Genomic DNA, 21,458 nt, shown 5'->3' with positions numbered 1-21,458 from the left:
CAATCACGCCCGGCTACTTGATCACGCCGCAGGCGATGCGGCCGCCGCCGCCGCCCAGGGGCGCGGGCTGGTCGCTGTAATTGTCGCCGCCGGCATGGATCATCAGGGCATGGCCGGCCAGATCCTTCACCTTCAGCCGCGGCGCGATGACCGGCAGCGTGGCAGTGCCATCGCCATTCACCACCAGCGGCGGCAGGTCGCCCAGATGCCCCATGTTGTTATGCGGCCCATGATGCTGTCCGGTCTTGTGCGGATCGTAATGACCGCCCGCAGCCATCCCCGCAGCCGGCTGGCCGTTGGCGCCGGGGCCAGGGCCGCAATCGGGCTTTTCATGAAGGTGGAAGCCGTGTGGCCCTGGCGGCTGCAGGTTGGCTAGGGCCGGCGAAAGCATCAGGCCCTGACGGGTATCCTTTGCCGTGATGGTGCCGATCTTGGAGCCCACGCCGCTGGCGGTGATGGCATGGATGTCGATGCTCTTTTCGGCAGCCAGAGCCTGGCCGGCCGACACGGCGGCGGCTCCAGCAAGGGTTCCGGTGAGCATCAGGGTAAGGATCAGAACGCGCTGCATGTCGTTTCCTCCTCGGGCGGGGTGCCCTTTGCAACAGATATGCGGAAGGGAACGTCCGGCAAGCGGACCTGATGCCAGAGGCGCAACAAAAAACGGGCGGGGTTGCCCCCGCCCGCCTGGATGCCCGGATCAGGCCGGATATCAGGTGTTCATCGAATCGAAGAAATCGGCGTTGGTGCGGCTGTGCTTGATCTTGTCGAGCAGGAATTCCATCGCGTCCTGGCCGCCCATCGGCATGAGGATGCGGCGCAGCACCCACATCTTGGCCAGCACGCCCTTGTCGACCAGCAGTTCTTCCTTGCGGGTGCCAGACTTGGTGATGTCGATGGCCGGGAAGGTGCGCTTGTCGGAGAGCTTGCGGTCGAGGATGATTTCCGAATTGCCGGTGCCCTTGAACTCTTCGAAGATCACTTCGTCCATGCGCGAGCCGGTATCGATCAGCGCGGTGGCGATGATGGTGAGCGAACCGCCCTCCTCGATATTGCGCGCGGCGCCGAAGAAGCGCTTCGGCCGCTGCAGCGCGTTGGCGTCCACGCCGCCGGTCAGCACCTTGCCCGAGGACGGCACCACGGTGTTGTAGGCGCGGGCCAGGCGGGTAATCGAGTCGAGCAGGATCACCACATCGCGCTTATGCTCGACCAGACGCTTGGCCTTTTCCAGCACCATTTCGGTGACCTGAACATGGCGGCTGGCCGGCTCGTCGAAGGTGGAGGAAATCACCTCGCCCTTCACCGTACGCTGCATGTCCGTCACCTCTTCCGGGCGCTCGTCGATCAGCAGCACGATGAGGTAGACTTCCGGGTGATTGTGGCTGATGGCATGCGCGATATTCTGCAGCAGCATCGTCTTGCCGGTACGCGGCGGCGCCACGATCAGCGAACGCTGGCCCTTGCCCTGCGGCGAGATCAGGTCGATCACGCGGGCCGATACATCTTTCTTCGGCGCAGCCGAAACCAGCTTCTCGCGCTTGCCTTCGCCGCCGCGGCTCTTGATGGTCGGCGTCTTGGCGGCAGCGGCCGGTGCGGCAGCCGCCGGCTCCTCCGCGGCATCCGGCATTTCCATGCGCAGGCGCTCGGTCGGGTAGAGCGGAGTCAGGTTGTCGAAATGCACCTTGTGGCGCGCCTGTTCGGGGTCTTCGTAATTGATCGTGTTGACCTTGAGCAGGGCAAAATAGCGTTCGCCGTCCTTGGGCGCGCGGATCGTGCCTTCGACCGTATCGCCGGTGCGCAGGCCGAAACGGCGAATCTGATTCGGGCTGACATAGATGTCGTCGGGACCGGGAAGATAATTGGCCTGGGCGGAGCGCAGGAAGCCGAAGCCATCCTGCAGCACCTCCAGCACGCCCTCGCCGGTGATCTCGACTTCCTTCTCGGCCAACTGCTTGAGGATCGCGAACATCATGTCCTGCTTGCGCAGGGTGGAGGCGTTCTCGATCTGCAGCTCTTCGGCAAAGGCCAGCAGTTCGGTCGGGGATTTGGTTTTCAGTTCCTGCAGATTCATCGGACGGACTCGCGGACTCGTGAGGGCGGTGTGTTTGGGAGATTTGGGCCCAGCGTCCGGTACGGACGCAGCAGCCATAAGGGGGGAATGTCAGCCGCCGGTGCGGTTGTCAGCCTGGCCGCTGCTGCCAACCGCCATTGCCTGAGGGCGATGAAGCCCGGAGCGACGCGATCGGAAAATGCGGAAGGGATGCCGTGGCGACCCCGACCCGAAAGAAGCTGGGCCGGTTGCCCAAGCGAGATAACAACGGCCCCGGGATAAGTCAAGGGCGGGCGGCCACGTTTGCAGCCACCCGCCCTGTAACAAAGTGGAGATCAGAGCCCGCGGTCAGCCGGCGAGGTTGAGCACCAGGAACAGCACGCCCAGACCGGCGGCGCCAAAACCCGCAGCACGCGCAATGCGCGGCTGCAGGGCGGTGCCGGCAAACCGGCGCCAGGCCAGCGCCGCGCCGGCGGCGATCAGATACTGCGTCACGGCCAGGCCGGCCAGGTAGGCCACCAGAGGCGTGTTTTCCGCGCCGAAGATCGCCTCGGCCAGCGCATGGCCGTGCAGCAGGCCGGCCAGGGCCAGAAGGGCGGCGAAACTGCCGTCGCCGATGGCGCGCGGGCTGAGCAGCAGAAAGCCCATCACGATCACCGAACCGGCGATCAGCATTTCACCGCCGGGCAGATCGACGCCGGCCAGATGCAGCAGCGACCCGATGAAGGAGCCCACGACAAAGGCCAGCGGCAGAATCAGGCCCAGGCGTGCGCGGGGCGCGGCCAGCAGGCCTGCCGCGATAATGAATACGAAATGATCGAGACCCAGGATTGGATGGCCAAAGCCCGACAGCAGGCCCTCCATCAGGGTGGACGGCGTGGTGCCGCCCATCGGATGGTGGGCGAGGGCCGGTGTCGAGACCAGAAGGGCCGCGACGGCGGCAGTAAGACGCAACATGATGTACCTCCCGTACGGAAAAGCGGCCCGCCCTGCATTCTTCCCCTCGAAGCAGAACAACCGCCCAATCAGGTGATGGCAGGTCTCCGGGCTTGCGGGTCATCGCTTGGCGCCGCCTTCCCAGCCGGTTGCCCGGCCAGTGGCATCGTGGCGCCGCGCTCGCCGCCTACCGTAGCGGGGGCTGCTGCGGCCTAGGGCGGTCAAAAGCCCGCACCGCATTCCCTTTTCACCGTCGGCTGAGTGAATCGCCGGCGGACCATCGCCGCGAAGCTTAAGAGCCCGGCCGGGCTGCGTCAAACCGCCACCCTTGCCGAACATCCGGGCGGGGGGTATGGCTAGGCCCATGGCCACCGCCGCATCCCTGCCGCATTCCCCGCTTCGCCCCCGCCGGGCGCATGTCGTCGTGGCGCGCTTGGCCCTGCTGGCATTGCTGTTCCATGCCCTGCTGCCGCTGACCCTGCATGCCGCCCAGCGCGTGCAGACGGCCAACGGCATCGAACTGACCGTGCTCTGTTCGACGCAAGGTACACGGACCATAGCGCTGAAAGACGGCTTGCCGGTCGAGGCCGATCCCGAAAAGCCGCTGAAAGCCAGCAAGACCTGTCCGGTCTGCCTCGCCACGGCGCAACTCGGCCATGCCATCCTGCCCGCGGCCCTGCCATTGGCGGTTCCCGGCTTTGCCACCACCGTTCTATACGCTTCCGCGCCGGACAGCACGCTAGCCAGCGCCCGTTACCTCCCGGCCCAGGCCCGCGCGCCACCAGTCTCGTAATCCTGATCGAAACCGTTTCGTCTTATTCAGGATTTACGGGAGGATTCCCATGTCGCGTCTATTCCTTTTGAGTGCTGCTGCACTGACCTTTGCTGTTTCACTGCCGGCCACCGCCCATGTCAGCGCCGATCCGGCACTCGCCGAGCCGGGCAGCTATTTCCGCACGGCCCTGCGCGTGCCCCATGGCTGCGGCAGCAGCGCCACCACCGCCATCCGCGTCGGCATTCCCGAGGGCGTGGTGAGCGTGCGGCCCCAGGCCAAACCCGGCTGGCAGGTCACCATCGAGACCCGCAAGCTGGCCCAGCCGATCGAGATCGGCCATGGACAGAAGACCGACACCCTGGTCAGCGCCGTGAACTGGAGCGGCGGCAAGCTGCCCAACGAGCAGTTCGACGAATTCGGTCTGGTTATGAAGCTGCCAAACCAGCCCGGCGCGCAACTCTGGCTGCCCGTGCTACAGACCTGCGAGAGCGGCGAAATACGTTGGGACCAGATTCCGGCGGCCGGCCAGTCAGCCCATGATCTGCCGCGCCCCGCCGCGCTGATCCGCGTGGCCGATGCCGGCAAGCCCATGGTTCTCGCCCAGGCACACGGCCACAACCATGCCATGCCCGCCGCGCCGAAGGCCGGCGACATCGCCATCGAGCAACCGTTTGCCCGCGCCACGCCGGCGAAAGTCGGCGGCGTGTTCATGACGCTGAAGAATACCGGCGGCAGCGCCGACAGGCTGGTGAAGGCCACCTCGCCGGTGGCTGAAAGCGTCGAGCTGCATACCCATGTGAAGGATGGCGACGCCATGCGCATGCGGCCGGTGGAGGATATCCCCGTCCCGGCCAATAGCCAGACCGCGCTGGAGCCCGGCGGCTATCACGTGATGCTGATCGGCCTGAAGCAGCCGCTGAAGGAAGGCGCGCAGTTTCCGCTGACGCTGACCTTCGAGAAGGCCGGCACGGTCACCATCCAGGTTCCGGTCATGAAGGCCGGCAGCATGGGCGATGCCGGCCACGGCGGCCACAAGCACTAGTGAATCGGTCCCGAACAGATGAGCCTGGCGCATGGAGCGAATGCGCCAGCTTCACTGTGTCCGTACGGTTCAGTCTGCAGCGGTAATCGTACTGGATACCGCGCCGCGACGTGGCGAATACTGCGGCCATGCAGGTAATCCGCCACAACTCCGAACGCGGCCAGTGGGAAATGGCCTTCGCGCCCCCACATCCGCGGCTGGCCGGCCTGGTCGATACCTATATCGCCTATGACGAGCGCAACACGGCCTTCACGCGCCGGCATGAACTGCCCGGCCTGAACGCGGTTATGATCGTCAACCTGGGCGATCCGATCACCATCGTCGACACGGCGGGCTTCGTCATCCCGGTCGGCACCGGCTGCGGATTTGCCGCCGGGTTGAGCGACGCCTATGCCATTTCGGAAAGCGGCGGCAGCCAGCGCGGCCTGCAGGTGATGTTCACGCCGCAGGGCGCGCGGCGGTTCTTCCGCCTGCCCATGCAGGACCTGACCAACCGCGTCTTCCTGCTGTCCGACCTGCTGGGTCCGGCGGCAGCATTGCGCCTGATCGAAGGCCTGCAGGCGGCCAATGACTGGGAGACCTGCTTCGCTTGGCTGGATGCCGCCATTGCCGCGCACGTCGCGTCGCGCGAGGCCGTCGACCTGGCCGGCATCCGCAATGCCGGTTGGGCGCTGCGCCAGATCGCAGGGCGCCATGGCGATGTGTCGATTGCGGCACTGGCCGGTGAGGTCGGCTGCAGCCGCAAGCATCTGGCCGTGCTGTTCCGCGAGCATGTCGGCCTGTCGCCCGGCACTGTGGCCGGCCTGCTGCGCTTCCGTCATGCGCTGGAGCTGATCGACGAGGCCCAGATAGATGCAGTCCCGGCGAAATGGACCGATGTCGCATTGGCCGCCGGTTATTACGACCAGGCGCATTTCAACCGCGATTTCCGCCGCCTGACCGGCTGTACGCCGGGCGATTACCTGGCGGCAAGATTACAGGGCCAGGTCGGCCTGCCGGTCGGCTGAAGGGTTCGGTTACATTTTTACAAGCGCATTGGCGGGCAGGCGGCTAGCGTGTCGGCATCTGAACATCAGGAGCCCGTCATGACCGATACCCGCCCCAGCATCTACCCCGTCCTGCAATACCGCGACGCGCCAGCCGCGATGGCCTGGCTGGAAAAAGCCTTCGGCTTCCGAAGCATTGCCTGCCACAAAAACCCCGATGGCAGCATCGCCCATGCCGAAATGTGCTTCGGCAACGGCATGGTGATGCTGGGCAGCGTGCAGGGCGATGGCCCTTTCGCCTTTCGCACACCGCGCGAGGCCGGCGTGACGACACAAAGCAGTTACATTGCCGCCGACGCCATCGATACACTGTACGAGCGGGCTTGCGCTGCCGGCGCCGAGGTGGTTATGGCCATCCGCGATACAGATTACGGCTCGCGCGACTTCTCGGTCCGCGACCCGGAAGGCCATTTATGGAGTTTCGGCAGTTACCGGCCGGATTTCGGCGCCTGATCCAGGCGCCGGATCAACCCCAGGGCCGGCGACGGCTGCCGCCCGAACGAGGCACCGAACTGCTGCCCGAATAGGCCGGCGCGGCGCGGTAGCCAGCGCCGCCGCGCACGCTGGCGGCCAGTTGCATCAGGGCGGCAACGCGGTTCTCGGTGCTCGGATGGGTCGAGAACAGGTTGTCCATGCCGCGGCCATGCAGCGGATTGATGATGAACATATGCGCCGTGGCGGGGCTGCGCTCGGCCTGCTCGTTGGGGATGCGCTCGGCAGCCCCGGAAATGCGCTGCAGCGCCGAGGCCAGCCAGGTTGGGTCGCCGGCGATCTCCGCGCCCATGCGGTCGGCGGCATATTCGCGGCTGCGGCTGATCGCCATCTGCACCAGCATGGCGGCAATGGGGGCCAGGATCATGATGGCGATCGAGCCGATGATGCCGAGCGGGTTGTTGCGGTTGTCCGACGAACCACCGAAGAACATGGCGAAATTCGCCAGCATGCCGATGGCGCCGGCCAGGGTGGCCGTGATCGTCATGATCAGGGTGTCGCGGTTCTTAACATGGGCCAGTTCATGCGCCATCACGCCGGCGATTTCCTCGCGGCTCAAACTGTGCAGCAGGCCGGTGGTTGCGGCCACGGCGGCGTTTTCCGGGTTGCGGCCGGTGGCGAAGGCATTGGGCTGATCGTTGTCGATCACATAGACGCGCGGCATGGGCAGGCCGGCGCGCTGGGCCAGTTCGGCGACCAGGCCGTGGAATTCCGGCGCGGTGCGGGCATCCACCTCGCGTGCGCCATACATCGAGAGCACCATCCTGTCACTGTTCCAGTAGGCGAACAGGTTCATGGCGGCGGCAAGCCCGAGCGCGATCAGCATGCCCGCCTCGCCACCGATCAGGAAGCCGACCGCGCCGAACAGCGCCATCAGGCCCGCCAGCAGGATAGCCGTCTTCATGTAGTTCATTGTTCAGGTCCCTCTTTCCCGGACGACTTAACAAGCCGGCCGCACCGCTATATGTAAGCAGGGTCGACACCTGCGCAAGATGCCACCTGCCGTGACCCAGGACACCAGACCGAGCGGACGCCCCGATCCCAGCCCCGACGGCAAGGCGGTCGATGCCCCTATTGATGCCGGGCCTGTTGATACTGGGCCTGTCGATACCAGGCCCGTCGACCCGAAGACCGGCAAACCGATCGCACCGGCGAAGCCGGCCGTGAAACTGACCCAGGCGCCGGGCGAGGAAAACGGCCCCCAGGGGCCGGAACCCACCCGCTATGGCGACTGGGAACGCAAGGGCATCGTCTCCGACTTCTGAAGGCGATTTAGGGTCCGATTAAGCCAAAATTGGGGCATTCCGGCAGAAGCCGGCGGCTTGCGCAGCCCCCGGTCCTGCCTATACTCCGCCCCGATTTTCCCGGCTTTTGAGGAGTATGCCCGATGAGCGGCAGCAAGCATGGCAGCGTCAAGAAGGTGGTTCTGGCCTATTCCGGCGGCCTGGACACCTCGGTGATCCTGAAATGGCTGCAGGAGACCTATGGCTGTGAGGTCGTGACCTTCACCGCCGATCTGGGCCAGGGCGAAGAACTGGAGCCGGCGCGCAAGAAAGCCGAGATGTTCGGCGTGAAGCAGATCTTCATCGAGGACCTGCGCGAGGAATTCGTGCGCGACTTCGTCTTCCCGATGTTCCGCGCCAATGCCATGTACGAGGGCCTGTACCTGCTCGGCACCTCGATCGCCCGCCCGCTGATCGCCAAGCGCCAGATCGAGATCGCCAAAGAGGTCGGCGCCGACGCGGTGTGCCACGGCGCCACCGGCAAGGGCAACGACCAGGTGCGCTTTGAGCTGGGCTATTATGCGCTGAAGCCCGATATCAAGGTGATCGCGCCCTGGCGCGAATGGGAACTGAATTCCCGCACGGCTCTGATCGACTTCGCCGAGAAGCACCAGATCCCCATCGCCAAGGACAAGCGCGGCGAGGCGCCCTTCTCGGTGGATGCCAACCTGCTGCACATCTCGGCCGAGGGCAAAGTGCTGGAAGATCCCTGGGTGGAAGCCCCGGATTTCGTCTATTCGCGCACCGTCGATCCCGAGAAGGCGCCTTCCACACCCGAATATATCGAGGTCGAATTCAAGCGCGGCGATGCGGTGGCCGTGAACGGCCAGGCCCTGTCGCCGGCCGCTTTGCTGACCAAACTGAATGAACTGGGCGGCAAGCACGGCATAGGTCGGCTGGATCTGCTGGAGAACCGCTTCGTCGGCATGAAGAGCCGTGGCATCTACGAAACCCCGGGCGGCACCATCCTGCACATGGCCCATCGCGGCATCGAGCAAGCCACGCTGGACCGCGGCGCGGCGCACCTGAAGGACGAGATCATGCCGCGCTATGCCGAGCTGATCTATAACGGCTTCTGGTTCTCGCCCGAGCGCGAGATGCTGCAGGCGCTGATCGACAAGAGCCAGGAGAATGTGGAAGGCACCGTGCGGCTGAAGCTCTACAAGGGTTCGGTCAACGTGGTCGGCCGCAAGTCGCCCAAGTCGCTCTACTCCCTCAGCCACGTCACCTTCGAGGCCGACTCGGTCTACGACCAGAAGGACGCCCAGGGCTTCATCAAGCTGAATGCCCTGCGCCTGCGCCTGCTCAACCGGCAGAAGGGCTGACGGAAAGGCTGAACAGCAGTTCCGGCGGATTTTCGCAAAAAGGCGGGCTGGAAAGCCCGCCTTTTTTATTGCCCCGACCTATTTTTGTCACACGTTGCCCCGATCTGGTCGCAACTCGGGAGCCGTCTGCACGGCTAGCCTTGGGCGTCCCTGTAGAAGACCGGAGACCGCCATGCCGACGACCACGCGCATCCAGGCCATCAGCGCCTATCGCAGCATTCCGCGTGCCACCGAACGCTATATGGAAGAGCGGCTGTGGCAGCGTGCTCTGGAACGGCTGGAGGGTCCGCAGCGCCGCCAAAAAGGGCCGAGGCGGCGGTCCTTTGCCGCCATCCTGCGCGATACGCTGGCTCGCCTCGGCAGCCGCACGGGCCGCCGCGTCGACCTGGAGGCCTGACGACGTATCACGCCGCGGCCGGCAGGCGGGCCAGCTTGTCGGGATTGCGAATGATGAACACGTTGCGCACCGCGCCGTCGACAATATCCACCGCCATCGCCAGATAGGGCTTGTCGCCATCGAACAGCAGCCAGCCCGGCTGGCCGTTGATGCGTACCGCCATGCCGCGCAGCGTGTTGGGCTGCTTGCGGCGCACGCCGACGAAGAAGCGCACCACCTTCTCGGCGCCATGGATCACGTTCAGCGCCGCCGCCGCCTTGCCGCCGCCATCCGACCAGATCATCGCATCCTCGGCCAGCAGGCCGGCGAACATCCGCGCGTCGCCGGCACGCGTGGCGGCAGCGAAACGCTCGGCCAACCGCTTGGCCTCGGCCGAGTCTGCAGCGAAACGCGGACGCTGGTCCTTCAGGTGCTTTTGCGCGCGACTGACCAGCTGGCGGCAGGCAGGTTCCGATTTCTGCAGGGCGGCGGCGATCTGCGGGTAATCGTAGTCAAAGGCTTCGCGCAATAGCCAGGCGGCGCGTTCGGCCGGCGTGAGGCGTTCCAGCACCAGCAGCATCGCCATGGAAAGATCGTCGGCCTGCTCATGCGCGGCATCGGCCCCGGGCGTCGGATCGGGCAGGCTGACTTCCAGTTCCACCAACGGTTCTGGCAGCCAGACGCCGGGATATTGCGCGCGTTCCAGCTTGGCGGCACGCAGGCGGTCGATGCATAGCCGCGTGCAGGCCGTGACCAGCCAGGCTTCCGGATTCTGGATCGCATCCGCGTCGCTGCGATGCCAGCGCAGGAAAGTATCCTGCACGGCATCTTCGGCGTCGCCCACGCTGGCCAGCATGCGGTAGGCGAGGCCGAACAGCCGGCGCCGATGTTGCTCGAAGGTCGCGGTCTTGGCATCGGTCGCCGGCGCGGTCGGCATGTCAGGCCACCTTCAGTCGGATCAGGCTGCAACTCTTGGCATAGCCCAGTGCCCGCTTCAAGACAGGATAAAACCGCGCCAGTCCCAGCGCGATGGCAAGGTCGAACATCGCGCGGCGGCCGAGATGACGCTGCAACTGCTCGGCCAGGGTCTCCAGCGCCGGATCGTTCTCGGCGGCGGCCCGGCCGAAGCGCAAAGCCAGCGCCGCGAGCGGCGGCAGGTCGGCGAGGCGGTTGTCGAGCGCGGCCTGCAGATGCGCCGGCGGTATGCCGTCTTTCAGTGCTAGGTTGACATGGATCTGCACGCATTCGCCGCAATCGTCGACCTGCACGGCACCCAGCGACGCGAAATGCAATGCTTCGGCCGGCGCCGTCACATCCTGCCGGCCCAGGCCGGAGATCACGCCAAATTTAGCCAGCAGGGCCGGTGCCGCGCGGCCGATCTCGCGCATGTAATCCAGCGGTACGCCGAGATGACGCTCAGCCGCCGCGATGCGCTGCCCGATCAGCGCCTCCGGAGCCAGCTTGATCAGCAGTGCCGTCGAGGGTGGCGGCAGAACCAGCGCGATCGCCAGTACGGCCGGCAGATGAATACCCAGCAGTTCAATGGCCAGCGCGGAGCCATGGGCATGCCCGACAACCAGCGTCTCGACAAGATGGATCGCGGCATGCAGGCCAAGGAACACCGCCGCCGGCAGCAGGCCGCCGCGCTGGGTCCGCCAGGCCGCCCAGGCGGCGCCCAGACCGGTGGCGAAAAAAGCCGCACCGATATCGCGCACAAAATGATCGTTTAGCGGCCCGGTGCTGCTCACCCCCGGCACGGCGGCATACCAGCCGCCGGGTCCGACCAGCATGAACAGGCCGTTCAGCACGAGTCCGGCAGCCAGCAGGGCGGTTAGGCCGCGCCAGATCGGGCCGAGAGTCGCATTCGGGGAGGGTGTGTCTGTCATGGGGAGAGCGCCTTTTTGCGTGGATGCACTCCCAGACGGCCGAGCCTGCCGTGTTGTGACAGGATAGGTTGGCGGCAGGCGAAACCCTGTAATAGCAAATAATTATCATTATTATGCCTACCGGCGGTTCGGCCGTCAGGCCCTGTCAGGCAGAGATAAAGTCTCGGTCGCGCAGGATTCAGGCCATCGCCCCGTAAGGATTCTGACCCATAGTTTCCCCAGTATGCCGATGAAACGTCCTTTCCTGATCCTGTCCGCCACCGCCCTTGCCGTTTTGCTGGCCGGCGGCGCCTGGTGGTACTGGTCCGCGCGCGCCGATACCCGGCCCCCTTTCCGCACTCATACCGTGGCCCTGGGCAGCGTGGAGGACACCGTTTCGGCAGTCGGCACCCTGCAGCCGCTGAACTACGTCGATGTCGGCACCCAGGTTTCCGGGCAGCTCAAGAAAATCTACGTCGATTTCGGTCAGCGCGTGCAGCAGGGCGACCTGCTGGCGCAGATCGACCCCACCGTCTACGAGGCGCGTGTTGCCGCCGACCAGGCCAACCTGCTGGCCCTGAAGGCGCAGCGCGCCGACAAGCAGGTTCAACTGGGCCTCGCGGAGAAGCAGTTCGAGCGCCAGCGCCGCCTGCTGGCCGAGCGCGCCACCAGCCAGGACAGCTATGACAGCGCCGAGGCCAGCCGCCGTTCGCTGCTGGCGCAGATCGCGGTGCTGGATGCGCAGATTCAGCAGGGCGAATCCACCCTGCGCTCCGATCAGGCCAACCTGGGTTATACCAAGATTTATGCGCCGATGACCGGCACCGTGGTGGACATCAGCGCCCGGCAGGGCCAGACGCTGAACGCCAACCAGTCGGCGCCGATCATTCTGCGCATCGCCGACCTCGACACCATGACGGTGAAAACCCAGGTGTCGGAAGCCGATGTGCCCAGGCTGATCATCGGCATGCCGGCGTATTTCACCACCCTGGGGCAGCCCGACAAGAAGCGCACGGGCAGCCTGCGCCAGATCCTGCCCACGCCGGAAACGGTGAACAACGTGGTGCTGTATTCAGCCCTCTTCGACGTGCCCAACCCGGAGCACGACCTGCTGACCCAGATGAGCGCACAGGTCTTCTTTGTGGTGGCGAAAGCCGAGAACCTGCCCATTGTGCCGGTGGCAGCCCTGCGACCGCTGCCAAACGACAGCACGCGCTTCGCGCTGCGCGTGCTGGAGAACGGCGAGCCGGCGCGGCGCGTCGTGGAGGTCGCCGCCAGCAATCGGGTCAATGCGGCCATCTCCTCCGGCCTCAGGGCCGGCGAGGAGGTCGTGCTGGATGCGGCGCCGACCGGCAACCGCAACACCGCGGCAACACGGCCGGGCGGCCCACTGCCGCGGCTGTAAGCAAGGTATCCGGCGATGAACGTGATGGCCGCCACGCAGATGCAGATCGATCCCGTCCCCGGCCAGCCGGTGATCCGCCTGCGGGATATCCGCAAGACATTCCATCGCGGCGCCATGGCCGTCGAGGTGTTACACGGCATCTCGCTCGACATCCATGCCGGCGAGTTCGTCGCCATCATGGGGGCATCCGGCTCGGGCAAATCGACGTTGATGAACCTGATCGGCCTGCTCGACCGGCCAACCAGCGGTTCCTATGCGCTGGACGGCACCGAGGTTGCGGCGCTCGATGCCGACCAGCGGGCCCTGCTGCGCCGCGAGGCCTTCGGCTTCATTTTCCAGCAATACAACCTGCTGCCGGGGGAAACCGCCGCCGGCAATGTCGAGATGCCGGCGGTCTATGCCGGGCTGTCACGTCATGAACGCGCCACGCGGGCAGCCGAACTGCTGAGCAGGCTGGGCCTGTCCGACCGCATGGACCACCGCCCGACGCAGCTTTCCGGCGGCCAGCAGCAACGCGTCTCGATTGCGCGCGCCCTGATGAATGGCGGTGCCGTCATCCTGGCTGACGAGCCGACCGGCGCGCTGGACAGCAAAAGCGGCGCCGAGGTAATGCAGCTGCTGCGCGACCTGAATGCCCAGGGCCATACCGTGCTGCTGATCACCCATGACCCGGATGTGGCGGCCCAGGCCAACCGCATCGTCGAACTGAAAGACGGCAGCATTGTCTCCGACCGCAGTACCGGCAGCGTCACGACGGTACAGGCCGCTCCGAAACGCCCGCAGCATCGTGCCAAAAGCGGTTTTACGCCCTTCGACGTAACCGAAGCCCTGCGCATGGCCCTTAAGGCGCTGCGTGGCAACCTGCTGCGCACCCTGCTGACCCTGCTGGGCATCATCATCGGCGTGGCCTCGGTGGTGGCGATGCTGGCCATTGGCGACGGCGCCAAACAGTCGGTGCTTGACCGCATCACTGCCATGGGCAGCAATCTGCTGCTGATCCGCCCGGGCGCGCCGAATATCCGGCGCAGCGATGGCATCACGGCGACCCTGGTGGCCGAGGATGCCGACGCCATCCGGGCCGAGATCGGCAACATCGTCGCCGTGGTGCCGGAATATACCGGCAATGTCACGGCACGCTATCGCGACCGCGATGCCGTCACCCAGGTCAATTCCACCGTGGCCGAGTTCCCCGCCGCGCGAAACTGGCCTGTGGCCGAGGGTGTGTTTTTCTTGTCCGAGGACGTGCGGCGCTATCTGCCGGTGGCGGTCATCGGCCAGACCGTGGCCAGAAACCTGTTTCCGGGCAGTGACCCCATCGGCCAGTACGTCTTGCTGAACAGCATCCCGTTCCAGGTCGTCGGCATTATGACGTCCAAGGGCGCCACGCCCTGGGGTGCCGACCAGGATGATGTGATCTACGTGCCGCTGAGCACAGGCATGCTGCGGCTGTTTGGCCAGCGCTATGTGAAGACGATCACAGTCCAGGTCGAGGACGTGACCAGGATCGATGACACGCAGGAGGAAATCCGCCAGCTTCTGATCGCGCGCCATCGGGCGGAGGATTTCCAGATCCGCAACATGGCCTCGATCATAGAAACCGCCATGGCCACCCAGAACACGCTGACCATCCTGCTCGGCTCGATTGCCGCCATCGCCCTGCTGGTGGGTGGCATCGGTGTGATGAATATCATGCTGGTCAGCGTCACCGAGCGCACGCGCGAGATCGGCGTGCGCATGGCGACCGGCGCGCGGCGGCTGAACATCATGCTGCAGTTCAATTCGGAAGCCCTGGCGATCTGCACGCTGGGCGGCCTGATCGGCGTGGCCGTAGGCCTCGGCGCGACCTGGCTGTTCGCCTGGTTCGGCCGGCCGGCGGTCTTCTCGCCCGAGCCCGTGCTGCTTGCCTTCTCCTGTGCTTTCGCCACCGGCCTGCTGTTCGGCTATCTGCCGGCGCGCAAGGCCGCCGATCTCGATCCCGTCGTCGCCCTTTCTGCGGAATAATCCTTGATGCCTGCCCTCCGTCTGACGGCCACCGCCGTCATCGCCCTGTCGCTCGGTGCCTGTTCGATGGTGCCCGACTACATCAAACCGGCCGTCGAAACGCCGAAGACCTGGGACAGCCGGCAGGACAGCATGGGGCAATGGCCCGATACGGCATGGTGGCAGGGCTTTGGCAGCGCCGAACTGAACGCCCTGATCGCGGAAGCGCAGGCCAACAACACCGACCTGCGCGCCGCCGTCGCCCGCATCCGCCAGGCCGAGGCCCAAGCCAAGATTTCCGGGGCTGCGCTGTATCCCACCCTGGGCAGCGACGCCTCGGCCACCCGCAGCCGCCAGGGCCGCGGCACCAGCAGCACATCCTCGTCCACCAGCAGCACGGCCTCGGGCCAGGTGATCCGCAACAGCTTCGCCGGCAACCTCACGGCTGGCTATCAGGTCGATCTCTTCGGCACCAATTCCGCGACCGCCGACGCGGCACTGACAAGGCTGGAATCCAGCCGGTTTGACCGCGAGACCGTGGCAATCACGCTGTATGCCGAGATCGCGACCGGCTATTTCCAGCTTCTGTCCCTGCGCGACCGCATCCGCCTTGCCAACGAGACACTGCGCATCGCCGAGGGTGTGCTGGAGCTGCTGGAAAGCCAGCGCCGCCTGGGCGTGACCACGGATTACGAGGTGGCGCAGCAGCGCAGCAGCGTGGCCACCCAGCGCGCCACCGTGGCAGCACTTGAGCAGAGCGAACGCCAGGCACTGGATGCCCTCGCCGTGCTGCTGGGCCGCAACCCGCAGGGCTTCGCCATCCGGGGCACCAGTCTTTCCATGCTGAGCCTGCCTCCGGTTGCCGCCGGGCTGCCCTCGGAACTGCTGCTGCGCCGGCCCGACCTGCGCAAGGCGGAAAGCGACCTGCGCGCCGCCAATTTCGATATCGGCGCGGCGCGTGCGGCGCGTTTCCCCAGCCTCGACCTCACTGCGCGGGCCGGCACCCAGAGCGGCACGGCGGCGGCTTTGTTCGAACCCAACACCATGATCTATTCCATCGCCGCATCGCTCACCGCGCCGATCTTCCAGGGCGGACGGCTGGAAGGCCAGGAGGAACTGGCCCGCGCCCAGAGCCAGGAACTGGTGGAGAGCTATCGCGGCGCCATCCTCTCGGCCTTCCGCGACACGGAGGATGCCTTGAGCGCCACCGTGAACACCGGGCGGCAATACGGCTTCGCCACGGAAGCCTTCGAGCAGGCCAACGATGCCTATCGCATCGTCGAGGCACGCTATCGCGCCGGCACGGTAGGCTTCCTCGATCTGCTGGATGCCCAGCGCTCGGTCTTCTCGGCCAACGATGCCATGGTGCAGGCAGGCCTCAGCCGCTTCACTGCCAGCGTCGATCTCTACAAGGCGCTCGGCGGCGGCTGGGATGGCAGCACTGTGCCGCCCGTCATCACGCGACCCTGATCACGCCGCCGATCAGCCGGCCCTGAGCGTCTGCTTGCCATCCGCATCGACGGGCAATGACGCCGCCTGCAGCAACCAGTCGGCCTGTTCGCCCCAGATGCGCGCCGGCATGTCGCGTCTGAAGAAACCGAAATGGCCGATACGCTGCAGCCCCCAGTCGCGTGGTGCCACATGCAGGCGTTCGATGCTGGCATTGGGGTAATACTCCATCAGCCTGTCGACGCCCTTCTTCGGCCCGAAATCGTGATCGTCGACAAAGCTGATCATGCGCATGCGGGCGCGCACCGCATCGTTATAGGGCCGCAGCGGCATGCCGGCATCGTCGACCAGGTAATGCGGCGAGCAGCACCAGCGCCGCCAGTCGCGCGCAATGGCACCGGGCAGCGGCTGGCCGCCGAGCCACCAGCCGGGGATGCGGCCGATCAGGCCGACCACTGCCGGGAAGGCGACATACCATGACAGCAGCAGCCGCAACTGGTGCCGGCGCGACCAGTTGCGCCAGTAGCCATGCTGCGAGGCAATCGCCAGCACTGCATCGATCCTGCCCGCCTGCGGCATCAGACCCAGCATCTGCCCGCCGAAGGAATGGCAGACCATGGAGCGGCGATGATCGGGCGTGCGCGCGGCCAAAAAATTGGCCGCCGCCGGGATGTCGCGCCGGCCCCAGTCGAGCATGCGCGACAAAGGTGCGCCGGGACTGCGCGGCGAATCGCCGATACCGCGATAGTCGAAGGTGAGCACGGTGAAGCCGCGGCCGCCGAGAAAGGTGGCGAAGCGCTCGTAATAGCGGCGCGACACGCCGGTGGCGGCGTTGACCTGCACGCTTACGCCATTGGGCTGGACCGGTTCCACCAGCGTGCCGGCCAGCAATTGGCCATCGGAAACGGGGAACGAGACGGAGAGAATCCTGAGGGGCGGCTTGTGCATGCCGTGCAGGCTAAGGCTGCAGATTCCGGCCGGCCAATTACGTGCGACGTAAGATCGCGCGACCGTAATCGGCCTGACGCTGCGTCAGATCGATTCGCTGTATCACGACTGCGTGACGGGGGACCGCGCCGTCAGATCCGGTAGACACGCTGCGCGTTGCCGGCGAGGAACAGCGCCTTCGCCTCGGCATCGAGGCCGAGCGTATCCAGCGCCTCCAGCGCCTTGTCCGGCATGATCATCGGATAGTTGCTGCCGAACAGCACTTTTCTACGACCATGGCCCTTCATGTAGTCGACCAGGGCTGCGGGATAACGCTCCGCCGTGTAGGCCGAGGTGTCGATATAGACGCGTTCGTGCTTGGTGGCGACGGCGATGGCCTCGTCGGTCCAGGGATAGCCGATATGACCGCCGACGATTGTGAGTTCGGGGAAATCGATCGCCACCTGGTCGAGATAGATCGGCCGGCCGACTTCCGACGACATCAGCGGGCCGGTATGGCCGATCTGGGTGCAGAAAGGCACATCCATCTCGCAGCAGGCGGCATAGACGGGATAGAAGCGCCGGTCGGTCGGCGGTACCTCCCACAGCCAGGGCAGCACGCGGATCGCCTTGAAGCCAAGTTCCTGCACGCAGCGGCGCACCTCGCGCATGGCCGCCATGGGTTTGGAGATGTCGACCGAACCCACGCCCACCAGGCGGTCGGGCGCCTGCGCCACGAAGGCCGCCACCTCATCGTTCGAGATCATGCCGTTGCGCGGCGCGGCCCAGGCGCAGATCAGGCTTTTGCCGATGCCGGCGCGGTCCATGGCGGCAATGGTGGCCGCCACAGGCACCTCGCCCTCGGGCATCCGGCCTTTGGTCCAGCGCCGCAGCGAGTCGAAGATCGGGTCCTGCATCAGCCGCAACGTGGGATGCTGGGCCCAGGCATCGATGATCATGTCAGGCCGCCCGGGAATCGTGTCTGCGATAGGCGGCAGCATACAACCATTCGGCCATTTCGGCCCAGCGCTCCTGCGGCATGTCGCGCTTGAAGAAGCCGAAATGGCCGATGCGCGGCAGGCCCCAGTCAGCCGGCGCGACATGCTGGCGCTCAACCCGCGCGCCGGCATAGGTCCGGGCCAGGGCATCGACGCCGCGGCGCGGGCCGAAATCCACATCGTCGGCAAAGCTGATCATGCGTATGGGAGCGCGCACACGGCGGTTCAGCGATTGCAGCGGCTTGCCATGATCGTCGGACATGTAATGCGGCGTGCGGCACCAGCGCGCCCAGTCCAGCGCCACCCCGCGTGGCAGCGGCTCGCCGCCCAGCATGCGGCCCGGCACATGGCCGCGCAAAGCCACGGTCAGCGGCATGGCGACATACCAGATCGCGGCCAGCCGCACCTGCTGCTTCGCCGGCCAATTGCGCCAGTAGCCCTGCTGCGCGCCGATGGTGACCGCAGCGGCGATGTCTTCGGCACGCGGCAGCAGGCCCAGCGCCTGGCCGCCGAAGGAATGGCCGATCATGCAGATCCGCGCCTCGGGGAAGTGCTGACGCAGGAATTCGGCGGCGGCGGGGATATCCTGGCGCGCCCAGTCGAGCATGCGTGGCGGCGGTGCGCCCGGCGTGGTTTCGCGCGATCCGCCGATGCCGCGATAATCAAAATTCAGCACGGCAAAGCCGCGCTGCGCCATGAAACCGGCAAAGGCATCATAATAGCCGCGCGGCACGCCGGTGGCGCCGTTGATCTGCAGGCTCAGGCCATTGAAGCCGGCCGGCGATGCCGGCGCGAACAGCCGCGCGGAAAGCCGCTGGCCATCGGCAGCCGTGAGGGTGACGGATTCGGAAACCGGAAGGATATCGCTCATGCAACGATCTATAGGTTTGCGGAGGCTGTAAGGACAAATGCAAATTGCCGCGCCTCGGTTGAATTCATTTCACCTGACGCTGCGGCGCGCGACGTTTTCCGGTTTCGGCGGTCTTGCCGCCCGCGCCTTGGGTAGGCAAGAAGGGCTGCATCTGCGTATTCGCCCGCCGCATCAGTTCGACCAGCCAGTCGCGCAGCGCGACCAGCGCGGGCCGTTCGGCATCGGCGCGACGGCAGACAAACCAGTAGCCCTGATCGGCCGGCACCACCACGGGGAACGGCATCACCAGCCGTCTGTCGGCCAGTTTCGGCGCGATCAGCGGCACCACGGCCAGCGCGACGCCGAGGCCCTGTTCGGCCGCCTCCAGCATCTGCACCACGCTGTCGACCCAGACCTCGCGGCCGGCCGTCACCCCCTCCACGCCGGCGGCGCGCAGCCAACGCGGCCAGGCATCGGCAAAGGTCGAGAGGTGGATCAACGTCTGGCCGCGCAGATCGCGCGGGGATTTCAGCTTCGCCGCCAGCTTCGGCGCGCAGACCACGGTGGTGGCCAGGTCGGTGAGTTTCACGGCGCTGAGCCCCGGCCAGCGGCCATGGCCGAAGCGCACGGCAGCGTCGATGGCGTCGCGGGCGAAGTCGGCATGACGCGGCGAGGATTCGACGAACAGCCGCAGGCCCGGCCGGCTTTCCAGGAATTCAGCCAGGTTGGGAATGATCCAAGTGGCCGCCACATTGGGCACGGCCGACAGCCGCAGATCTTCGGCATGGGGCGTCTGGCCCACGCGCAGGGAGGCCTGTGCCACCTGGTCGAAGGCCTTGCGCACCGTGCTGAAATACTCCTGCCCGGCCTCGGTGAGACGGATTTCGCGGTTGAGCCGGCGGAACAGGCTGAGGCCCAGATGCTGCTCGATCTGCTTCACGCGATGGCTGATCGCCGACGGCGTGAGGTTGAGTTCGGTGGCGGCCGCCTTGAAGCTCAAATGCCGGGCGGCGGCGTCGAAGGCCTCGAGGGCCAGCAGGGGCGGCAGGCGTTTCGCCATGGCCCCAGATTAGGACGATTCAGGCGAATGGGAAGCCGTGACGTGGCGGCAGGCTGACGCCACGGCAGGCCCGACCTTGGTCGAACCTGTTTTGCCTACAGCGTCTTCGGGTCGATCTTCTCGCGGTAGCAGGCCGCGGTGAGCGTGTTCTGCAGCAGGCAGGCAATCGTCATCGGGCCGACGCCGCCCGGCACCGGGGTGATCACGCCGGCAACCTCGACGGCCGAGGCATAATGCACGTCGCCGATCAGCCTGGTCTTGCCGTCCTCTTTCGGCACGCGGTTGATGCCGACATCGATCACGGCGGCACCACGTTTGATCCATTCGCCGCGCACCATCTCGGGCCGGCCCACGGCGGCGATGACAATATCGGCCTGTTTGCAGAGTGCGGGCAGGTCGCGCGAGCGCGAATGGGCAATCGTCACCGTGGCATTGCCGGCCAGCAGCAGGCCGGCGACCGGCCGGCCCACAAGAATCGAGCGCCCGATCACCAGCGCGTTGGCGCCCGCCACCTCGACGCCTGCTTTCTCAAGCAGGATCATGCAGCCCAGCGGGGTGCAGGGCGTCAGCGCCTCCATGCCCTGGGCCAGCTTGCCGGCATTCACCGGATGCAGGCCATCGACATCCTTCATCGGATCGATCGCCTCGATGACCGCCTGGGTGTCGATCTGCTTCGGCAGCGGCATCTGCACCAGAATGCCATCCACGGCGGGATCGGCATTCAGCCGGGCCACGACATTCAGCAGGTCGCGCTGGCTGGTGCTTTCGGGCAGCTTGACCTCGTTGGAGATCATGCCGGCCTCGCGCGTCTGCACGCCCTTGTTGCGCACATAGACCTCCGAGGCCGGATCGTTACCCACCAGCACCACGGTCAGGCCCGGCAGGCGGCCGGCCTTGGCCCGAAAGCGCTGCACTTTCGTGGCCACGTCCTGGCGCAAATCCGCCGCCACCGCCTTGCCGTCCAGGATCGTCGTCATGGGATCACCTCGTGTTCGATGCGGCGAGCCAGCCGGAAAGCGCGGTTTCCAGCGCGGCGGGATCGCCCGATATGAAGATTTGCTTGTGCCGGTCGGTGGCGCCGGCGACGATTGCAAAATCCCGCCCGGGCAGCTTCAGGCTTTTCGCCAGCAGCTTCAGCAAAGCGGCATTGGCCTTGCCGTCTTCCGGCACGGCGGTCACGCGCGCCGTCAGTTCGGCGCTGCCGTCGGCGGTGGGCTTCACGCCCTCGATGGCATCGCGGCCGCCCTTGGGCGTGAGGCGCACGAACAGGCGCAGGCCATCGGCCTGGCGTTTCCAGGGCTGAGCGGCAGCCGTCAGGCCAGGTATTCCCACAGCAGGTTGCGGATAAAGATCAGCAGCAGGATCAGCACCACCGGCGACAGGTCGATGCCCCCCAGGTTGGGCAGGATGCGCCGGATCGGGCGCAGGGCCGGCTCGGTGATGCGGTAGAGGAAGTCGCCGATGGCATAGACCACGCGGTTGCGGGTGTTGATGACGTTGAAGGCGACCAGCCAGCTCATGATGGCCGAGGCGATCAGCACCCACATGTAGAGGTTCAGCACCATATCGATCAGGATGATCAGCGACTGCACGTAACCCTCC

23 protein-coding genes and 1 riboswitch are annotated in these 21,458 nt (G+C 66.1%); of the genes, 10 read left to right on the top strand and 13 right to left on the bottom strand.

Going from position 1 to position 21,458, the window contains the following annotated elements; all coding sequences use genetic code 11:
- Positions 1-13 precede the first annotated feature (13 nt).
- The 3 genes from sodC to ACK4FK_RS05865 form a co-directional block, all read right to left on the bottom strand.
- Positions 14-568 carry a superoxide dismutase [Cu-Zn] SodC gene (gene sodC, locus ACK4FK_RS05875; protein ID WP_409742446.1) on the bottom strand — a complete coding sequence of 185 codons (555 nt, stop codon included), beginning with the start codon at positions 566-568 and terminating at the stop codon, positions 14-16.
- Between the two features lie 141 nt (positions 569-709).
- Positions 710-2,068, bottom strand: a complete 1,359-nt coding sequence (gene rho / locus ACK4FK_RS05870; RefSeq protein WP_409742443.1) for a transcription termination factor Rho — start codon at positions 2,066-2,068, stop codon at positions 710-712.
- 327 nt (positions 2,069-2,395) lie between these two features.
- Positions 2,396-3,004: a HupE/UreJ family protein gene (locus tag ACK4FK_RS05865; RefSeq protein WP_409742441.1), complete on the bottom strand. Its 609-nt coding sequence runs from the start codon at positions 3,002-3,004 to the stop codon at positions 2,396-2,398.
- Positions 3,005-3,063: 59 nt separating this feature from the next.
- Positions 3,064-3,280, bottom strand: a riboswitch (cobalamin riboswitch).
- Positions 3,281-3,335: 55 nt separating this feature from the next.
- On the opposite strand from ACK4FK_RS05865, the gene ACK4FK_RS05860 reads away from it, so the two are divergent.
- The 4 genes from ACK4FK_RS05860 to ACK4FK_RS05845 all read left to right on the top strand — a co-directional run bounded on the left by ACK4FK_RS05860 (position 3,336) and on the right by ACK4FK_RS05845 (position 6,299).
- A complete protein-coding gene (locus tag ACK4FK_RS05860; RefSeq protein WP_409742438.1) occupies positions 3,336-3,776 on the top strand; it encodes a DUF2946 family protein in 441 nt (146 codons plus the stop codon).
- Positions 3,777-3,825: 49 nt separating this feature from the next.
- Positions 3,826-4,800, top strand: a complete 975-nt coding sequence (locus ACK4FK_RS05855) for a DUF1775 domain-containing protein (protein WP_409742436.1) — start codon at positions 3,826-3,828, stop codon at positions 4,798-4,800.
- 128 nt (positions 4,801-4,928) lie between these two features.
- Entirely contained in the window at positions 4,929-5,807 is an 879-nt protein-coding gene (locus tag ACK4FK_RS05850) for a helix-turn-helix domain-containing protein (protein ID WP_409742433.1), read from the top strand.
- 78 nt (positions 5,808-5,885) lie between these two features.
- Complete coding sequence (locus tag ACK4FK_RS05845; RefSeq protein ID WP_409742430.1) at positions 5,886-6,299, top strand: VOC family protein; 414 nt, start codon at positions 5,886-5,888, stop codon at positions 6,297-6,299.
- Between the two features lie 13 nt (positions 6,300-6,312).
- Here the strand turns inward: ACK4FK_RS05845 and htpX are convergent, their stop codons facing one another.
- Positions 6,313-7,251, bottom strand: coding sequence for a zinc metalloprotease HtpX (htpX, locus tag ACK4FK_RS05840; RefSeq protein ID WP_409742427.1), 939 nt, complete (start codon positions 7,249-7,251; stop codon positions 6,313-6,315).
- Positions 7,252-7,342: 91 nt separating this feature from the next.
- On the opposite strand from htpX, the gene ACK4FK_RS05835 reads away from it, so the two are divergent.
- The 3 genes from ACK4FK_RS05835 to ACK4FK_RS05825 all read left to right on the top strand — a co-directional run bounded on the left by ACK4FK_RS05835 (position 7,343) and on the right by ACK4FK_RS05825 (position 9,343).
- Positions 7,343-7,603 (top strand): DUF1674 domain-containing protein, encoded by a 261-nt coding sequence (locus tag ACK4FK_RS05835; RefSeq protein WP_409742425.1) that lies wholly within the window; start codon positions 7,343-7,345, stop codon positions 7,601-7,603.
- A gap of 122 nt (positions 7,604-7,725) precedes the next feature.
- Complete coding sequence (locus ACK4FK_RS05830) at positions 7,726-8,946, top strand: argininosuccinate synthase (protein ID WP_409742422.1); 1,221 nt, start codon at positions 7,726-7,728, stop codon at positions 8,944-8,946.
- A 172-nt stretch (positions 8,947-9,118) separates the two neighbouring features.
- Positions 9,119-9,343 (top strand): hypothetical protein, encoded by a 225-nt coding sequence (locus ACK4FK_RS05825; protein ID WP_409742419.1) that lies wholly within the window; start codon positions 9,119-9,121, stop codon positions 9,341-9,343.
- A gap of 7 nt (positions 9,344-9,350) precedes the next feature.
- Here the strand turns inward: ACK4FK_RS05825 and ACK4FK_RS05820 are convergent, their stop codons facing one another.
- Together ACK4FK_RS05820 and ACK4FK_RS05815 are read right to left on the bottom strand one after the other, a co-directional pair.
- Positions 9,351-10,259, bottom strand: a complete 909-nt coding sequence (locus tag ACK4FK_RS05820; protein WP_409742416.1) for an RNA polymerase sigma-70 factor — start codon at positions 10,257-10,259, stop codon at positions 9,351-9,353.
- A gap of 1 nt (position 10,260) precedes the next feature.
- The gene (locus ACK4FK_RS05815; protein WP_409742414.1) at positions 10,261-11,208 is read right to left on the bottom strand and encodes a hypothetical protein; all 948 of its coding nucleotides are present in this window, start codon (positions 11,206-11,208) and stop codon (positions 10,261-10,263) included.
- 229 nt (positions 11,209-11,437) lie between these two features.
- Here ACK4FK_RS05815 and ACK4FK_RS05810 point away from each other — a divergent pair, with 229 nt between their 5' ends.
- The 3 genes from ACK4FK_RS05810 to ACK4FK_RS05800 are packed head-to-tail and all read left to right on the top strand — an operon-like array spanning position 11,438 to position 16,042.
- The gene (locus tag ACK4FK_RS05810; RefSeq protein ID WP_409742411.1) at positions 11,438-12,592 is read left to right on the top strand and encodes an efflux RND transporter periplasmic adaptor subunit; all 1,155 of its coding nucleotides are present in this window, start codon (positions 11,438-11,440) and stop codon (positions 12,590-12,592) included.
- Between the two features lie 24 nt (positions 12,593-12,616).
- Positions 12,617-14,593, top strand: a complete 1,977-nt coding sequence (locus ACK4FK_RS05805) for a MacB family efflux pump subunit (RefSeq protein ID WP_409743083.1) — start codon at positions 12,617-12,619, stop codon at positions 14,591-14,593.
- 6 nt (positions 14,594-14,599) lie between these two features.
- The gene (locus tag ACK4FK_RS05800) at positions 14,600-16,042 is read left to right on the top strand and encodes an efflux transporter outer membrane subunit (protein WP_409742408.1); all 1,443 of its coding nucleotides are present in this window, start codon (positions 14,600-14,602) and stop codon (positions 16,040-16,042) included.
- Between the two features lie 12 nt (positions 16,043-16,054).
- Here the strand turns inward: ACK4FK_RS05800 and ACK4FK_RS05795 are convergent, their stop codons facing one another.
- From ACK4FK_RS05795 to ACK4FK_RS05765, 7 genes are all read right to left on the bottom strand, one after another.
- Positions 16,055-16,969, bottom strand: a complete 915-nt coding sequence (locus tag ACK4FK_RS05795) for an alpha/beta fold hydrolase (protein ID WP_409742405.1) — start codon at positions 16,967-16,969, stop codon at positions 16,055-16,057.
- Positions 16,970-17,100: 131 nt separating this feature from the next.
- Positions 17,101-17,907 carry an amidohydrolase family protein gene (locus ACK4FK_RS05790; RefSeq protein WP_409742402.1) on the bottom strand — a complete coding sequence of 269 codons (807 nt, stop codon included), beginning with the start codon at positions 17,905-17,907 and terminating at the stop codon, positions 17,101-17,103.
- A 1-nt stretch (position 17,908) separates the two neighbouring features.
- Complete coding sequence (locus ACK4FK_RS05785; protein WP_409742399.1) at positions 17,909-18,817, bottom strand: alpha/beta fold hydrolase; 909 nt, start codon at positions 18,815-18,817, stop codon at positions 17,909-17,911.
- 64 nt (positions 18,818-18,881) lie between these two features.
- Positions 18,882-19,856, bottom strand: coding sequence for a transcriptional regulator GcvA (gcvA, locus tag ACK4FK_RS05780; RefSeq protein ID WP_409742396.1), 975 nt, complete (start codon positions 19,854-19,856; stop codon positions 18,882-18,884).
- Between the two features lie 95 nt (positions 19,857-19,951).
- Positions 19,952-20,833 (bottom strand): bifunctional methylenetetrahydrofolate dehydrogenase/methenyltetrahydrofolate cyclohydrolase FolD, encoded by an 882-nt coding sequence (gene folD, locus ACK4FK_RS05775; RefSeq protein ID WP_409742393.1) that lies wholly within the window; start codon positions 20,831-20,833, stop codon positions 19,952-19,954.
- A gap of 4 nt (positions 20,834-20,837) precedes the next feature.
- Entirely contained in the window at positions 20,838-21,188 is a 351-nt protein-coding gene (locus ACK4FK_RS05770; RefSeq protein ID WP_409742390.1) for a DUF167 family protein, read from the bottom strand.
- On the bottom strand, positions 21,170-21,421 hold the full coding sequence (locus ACK4FK_RS05765) for a YggT family protein (protein ID WP_409743080.1): 252 nt from the start codon (positions 21,419-21,421) through the stop codon (positions 21,170-21,172). The genes ACK4FK_RS05770 and ACK4FK_RS05765 overlap by 19 nt, the downstream gene beginning before the upstream one ends.
- Positions 21,422-21,458: the final 37 nt, after the last annotated feature.

The sequence above is a fragment of the Ferrovibrio sp. genome (assembly GCF_046297895.1).
GTDB lineage: Bacteria > Pseudomonadota > Alphaproteobacteria > Ferrovibrionales > Ferrovibrionaceae > Ferrovibrio.
Note: the sequence above shows the minus strand (reverse complement) of the source record. Positions and strands in the feature narration are given on the sequence as shown.

Bases quoted from the DNA above. Each gene is read 5' to 3' on its own strand.
- sodC (WP_409742446.1), bottom strand. From the start codon at position 568: ATGCAGCGCGTTCTGATCCTTACCCTGATGCTCACCGGAACCCTTGCT.
- rho (WP_409742443.1), bottom strand. From the start codon at position 2,068: ATGAATCTGCAGGAACTGAAAACCAAATCCCCGACCGAACTGCTGGCC.
- ACK4FK_RS05865 (WP_409742441.1), bottom strand. From the start codon at position 3,004: ATGTTGCGTCTTACTGCCGCCGTCGCGGCCCTTCTGGTCTCGACACCG.
- ACK4FK_RS05860 (WP_409742438.1), top strand. From the start codon at position 3,336: ATGGCTAGGCCCATGGCCACCGCCGCATCCCTGCCGCATTCCCCGCTT.
- ACK4FK_RS05855 (WP_409742436.1), top strand. From the start codon at position 3,826: ATGTCGCGTCTATTCCTTTTGAGTGCTGCTGCACTGACCTTTGCTGTT.
- ACK4FK_RS05850 (WP_409742433.1), top strand. From the start codon at position 4,929: ATGCAGGTAATCCGCCACAACTCCGAACGCGGCCAGTGGGAAATGGCC.
- ACK4FK_RS05845 (WP_409742430.1), top strand. From the start codon at position 5,886: ATGACCGATACCCGCCCCAGCATCTACCCCGTCCTGCAATACCGCGAC.
- htpX (WP_409742427.1), bottom strand. From the start codon at position 7,251: ATGAACTACATGAAGACGGCTATCCTGCTGGCGGGCCTGATGGCGCTG.
- ACK4FK_RS05830 (WP_409742422.1), top strand. From the start codon at position 7,726: ATGAGCGGCAGCAAGCATGGCAGCGTCAAGAAGGTGGTTCTGGCCTAT.
- ACK4FK_RS05825 (WP_409742419.1), top strand. From the start codon at position 9,119: ATGCCGACGACCACGCGCATCCAGGCCATCAGCGCCTATCGCAGCATT.
- ACK4FK_RS05820 (WP_409742416.1), bottom strand. From the start codon at position 10,259: ATGCCGACCGCGCCGGCGACCGATGCCAAGACCGCGACCTTCGAGCAA.
- ACK4FK_RS05815 (WP_409742414.1), bottom strand. From the start codon at position 11,208: ATGACAGACACACCCTCCCCGAATGCGACTCTCGGCCCGATCTGGCGC.
- ACK4FK_RS05810 (WP_409742411.1), top strand. From the start codon at position 11,438: ATGAAACGTCCTTTCCTGATCCTGTCCGCCACCGCCCTTGCCGTTTTG.
- ACK4FK_RS05805 (WP_409743083.1), top strand. From the start codon at position 12,617: ATGGCCGCCACGCAGATGCAGATCGATCCCGTCCCCGGCCAGCCGGTG.
- ACK4FK_RS05800 (WP_409742408.1), top strand. From the start codon at position 14,600: ATGCCTGCCCTCCGTCTGACGGCCACCGCCGTCATCGCCCTGTCGCTC.
- ACK4FK_RS05795 (WP_409742405.1), bottom strand. From the start codon at position 16,969: ATGCACAAGCCGCCCCTCAGGATTCTCTCCGTCTCGTTCCCCGTTTCC.
- ACK4FK_RS05790 (WP_409742402.1), bottom strand. From the start codon at position 17,907: ATGATCATCGATGCCTGGGCCCAGCATCCCACGTTGCGGCTGATGCAG.
- ACK4FK_RS05785 (WP_409742399.1), bottom strand. From the start codon at position 18,817: ATGAGCGATATCCTTCCGGTTTCCGAATCCGTCACCCTCACGGCTGCC.
- gcvA (WP_409742396.1), bottom strand. From the start codon at position 19,856: ATGGCGAAACGCCTGCCGCCCCTGCTGGCCCTCGAGGCCTTCGACGCC.
- folD (WP_409742393.1), bottom strand. From the start codon at position 20,833: ATGACGACGATCCTGGACGGCAAGGCGGTGGCGGCGGATTTGCGCCAG.
- ACK4FK_RS05765 (WP_409743080.1), bottom strand. From the start codon at position 21,421: ATGGTGCTGAACCTCTACATGTGGGTGCTGATCGCCTCGGCCATCATG.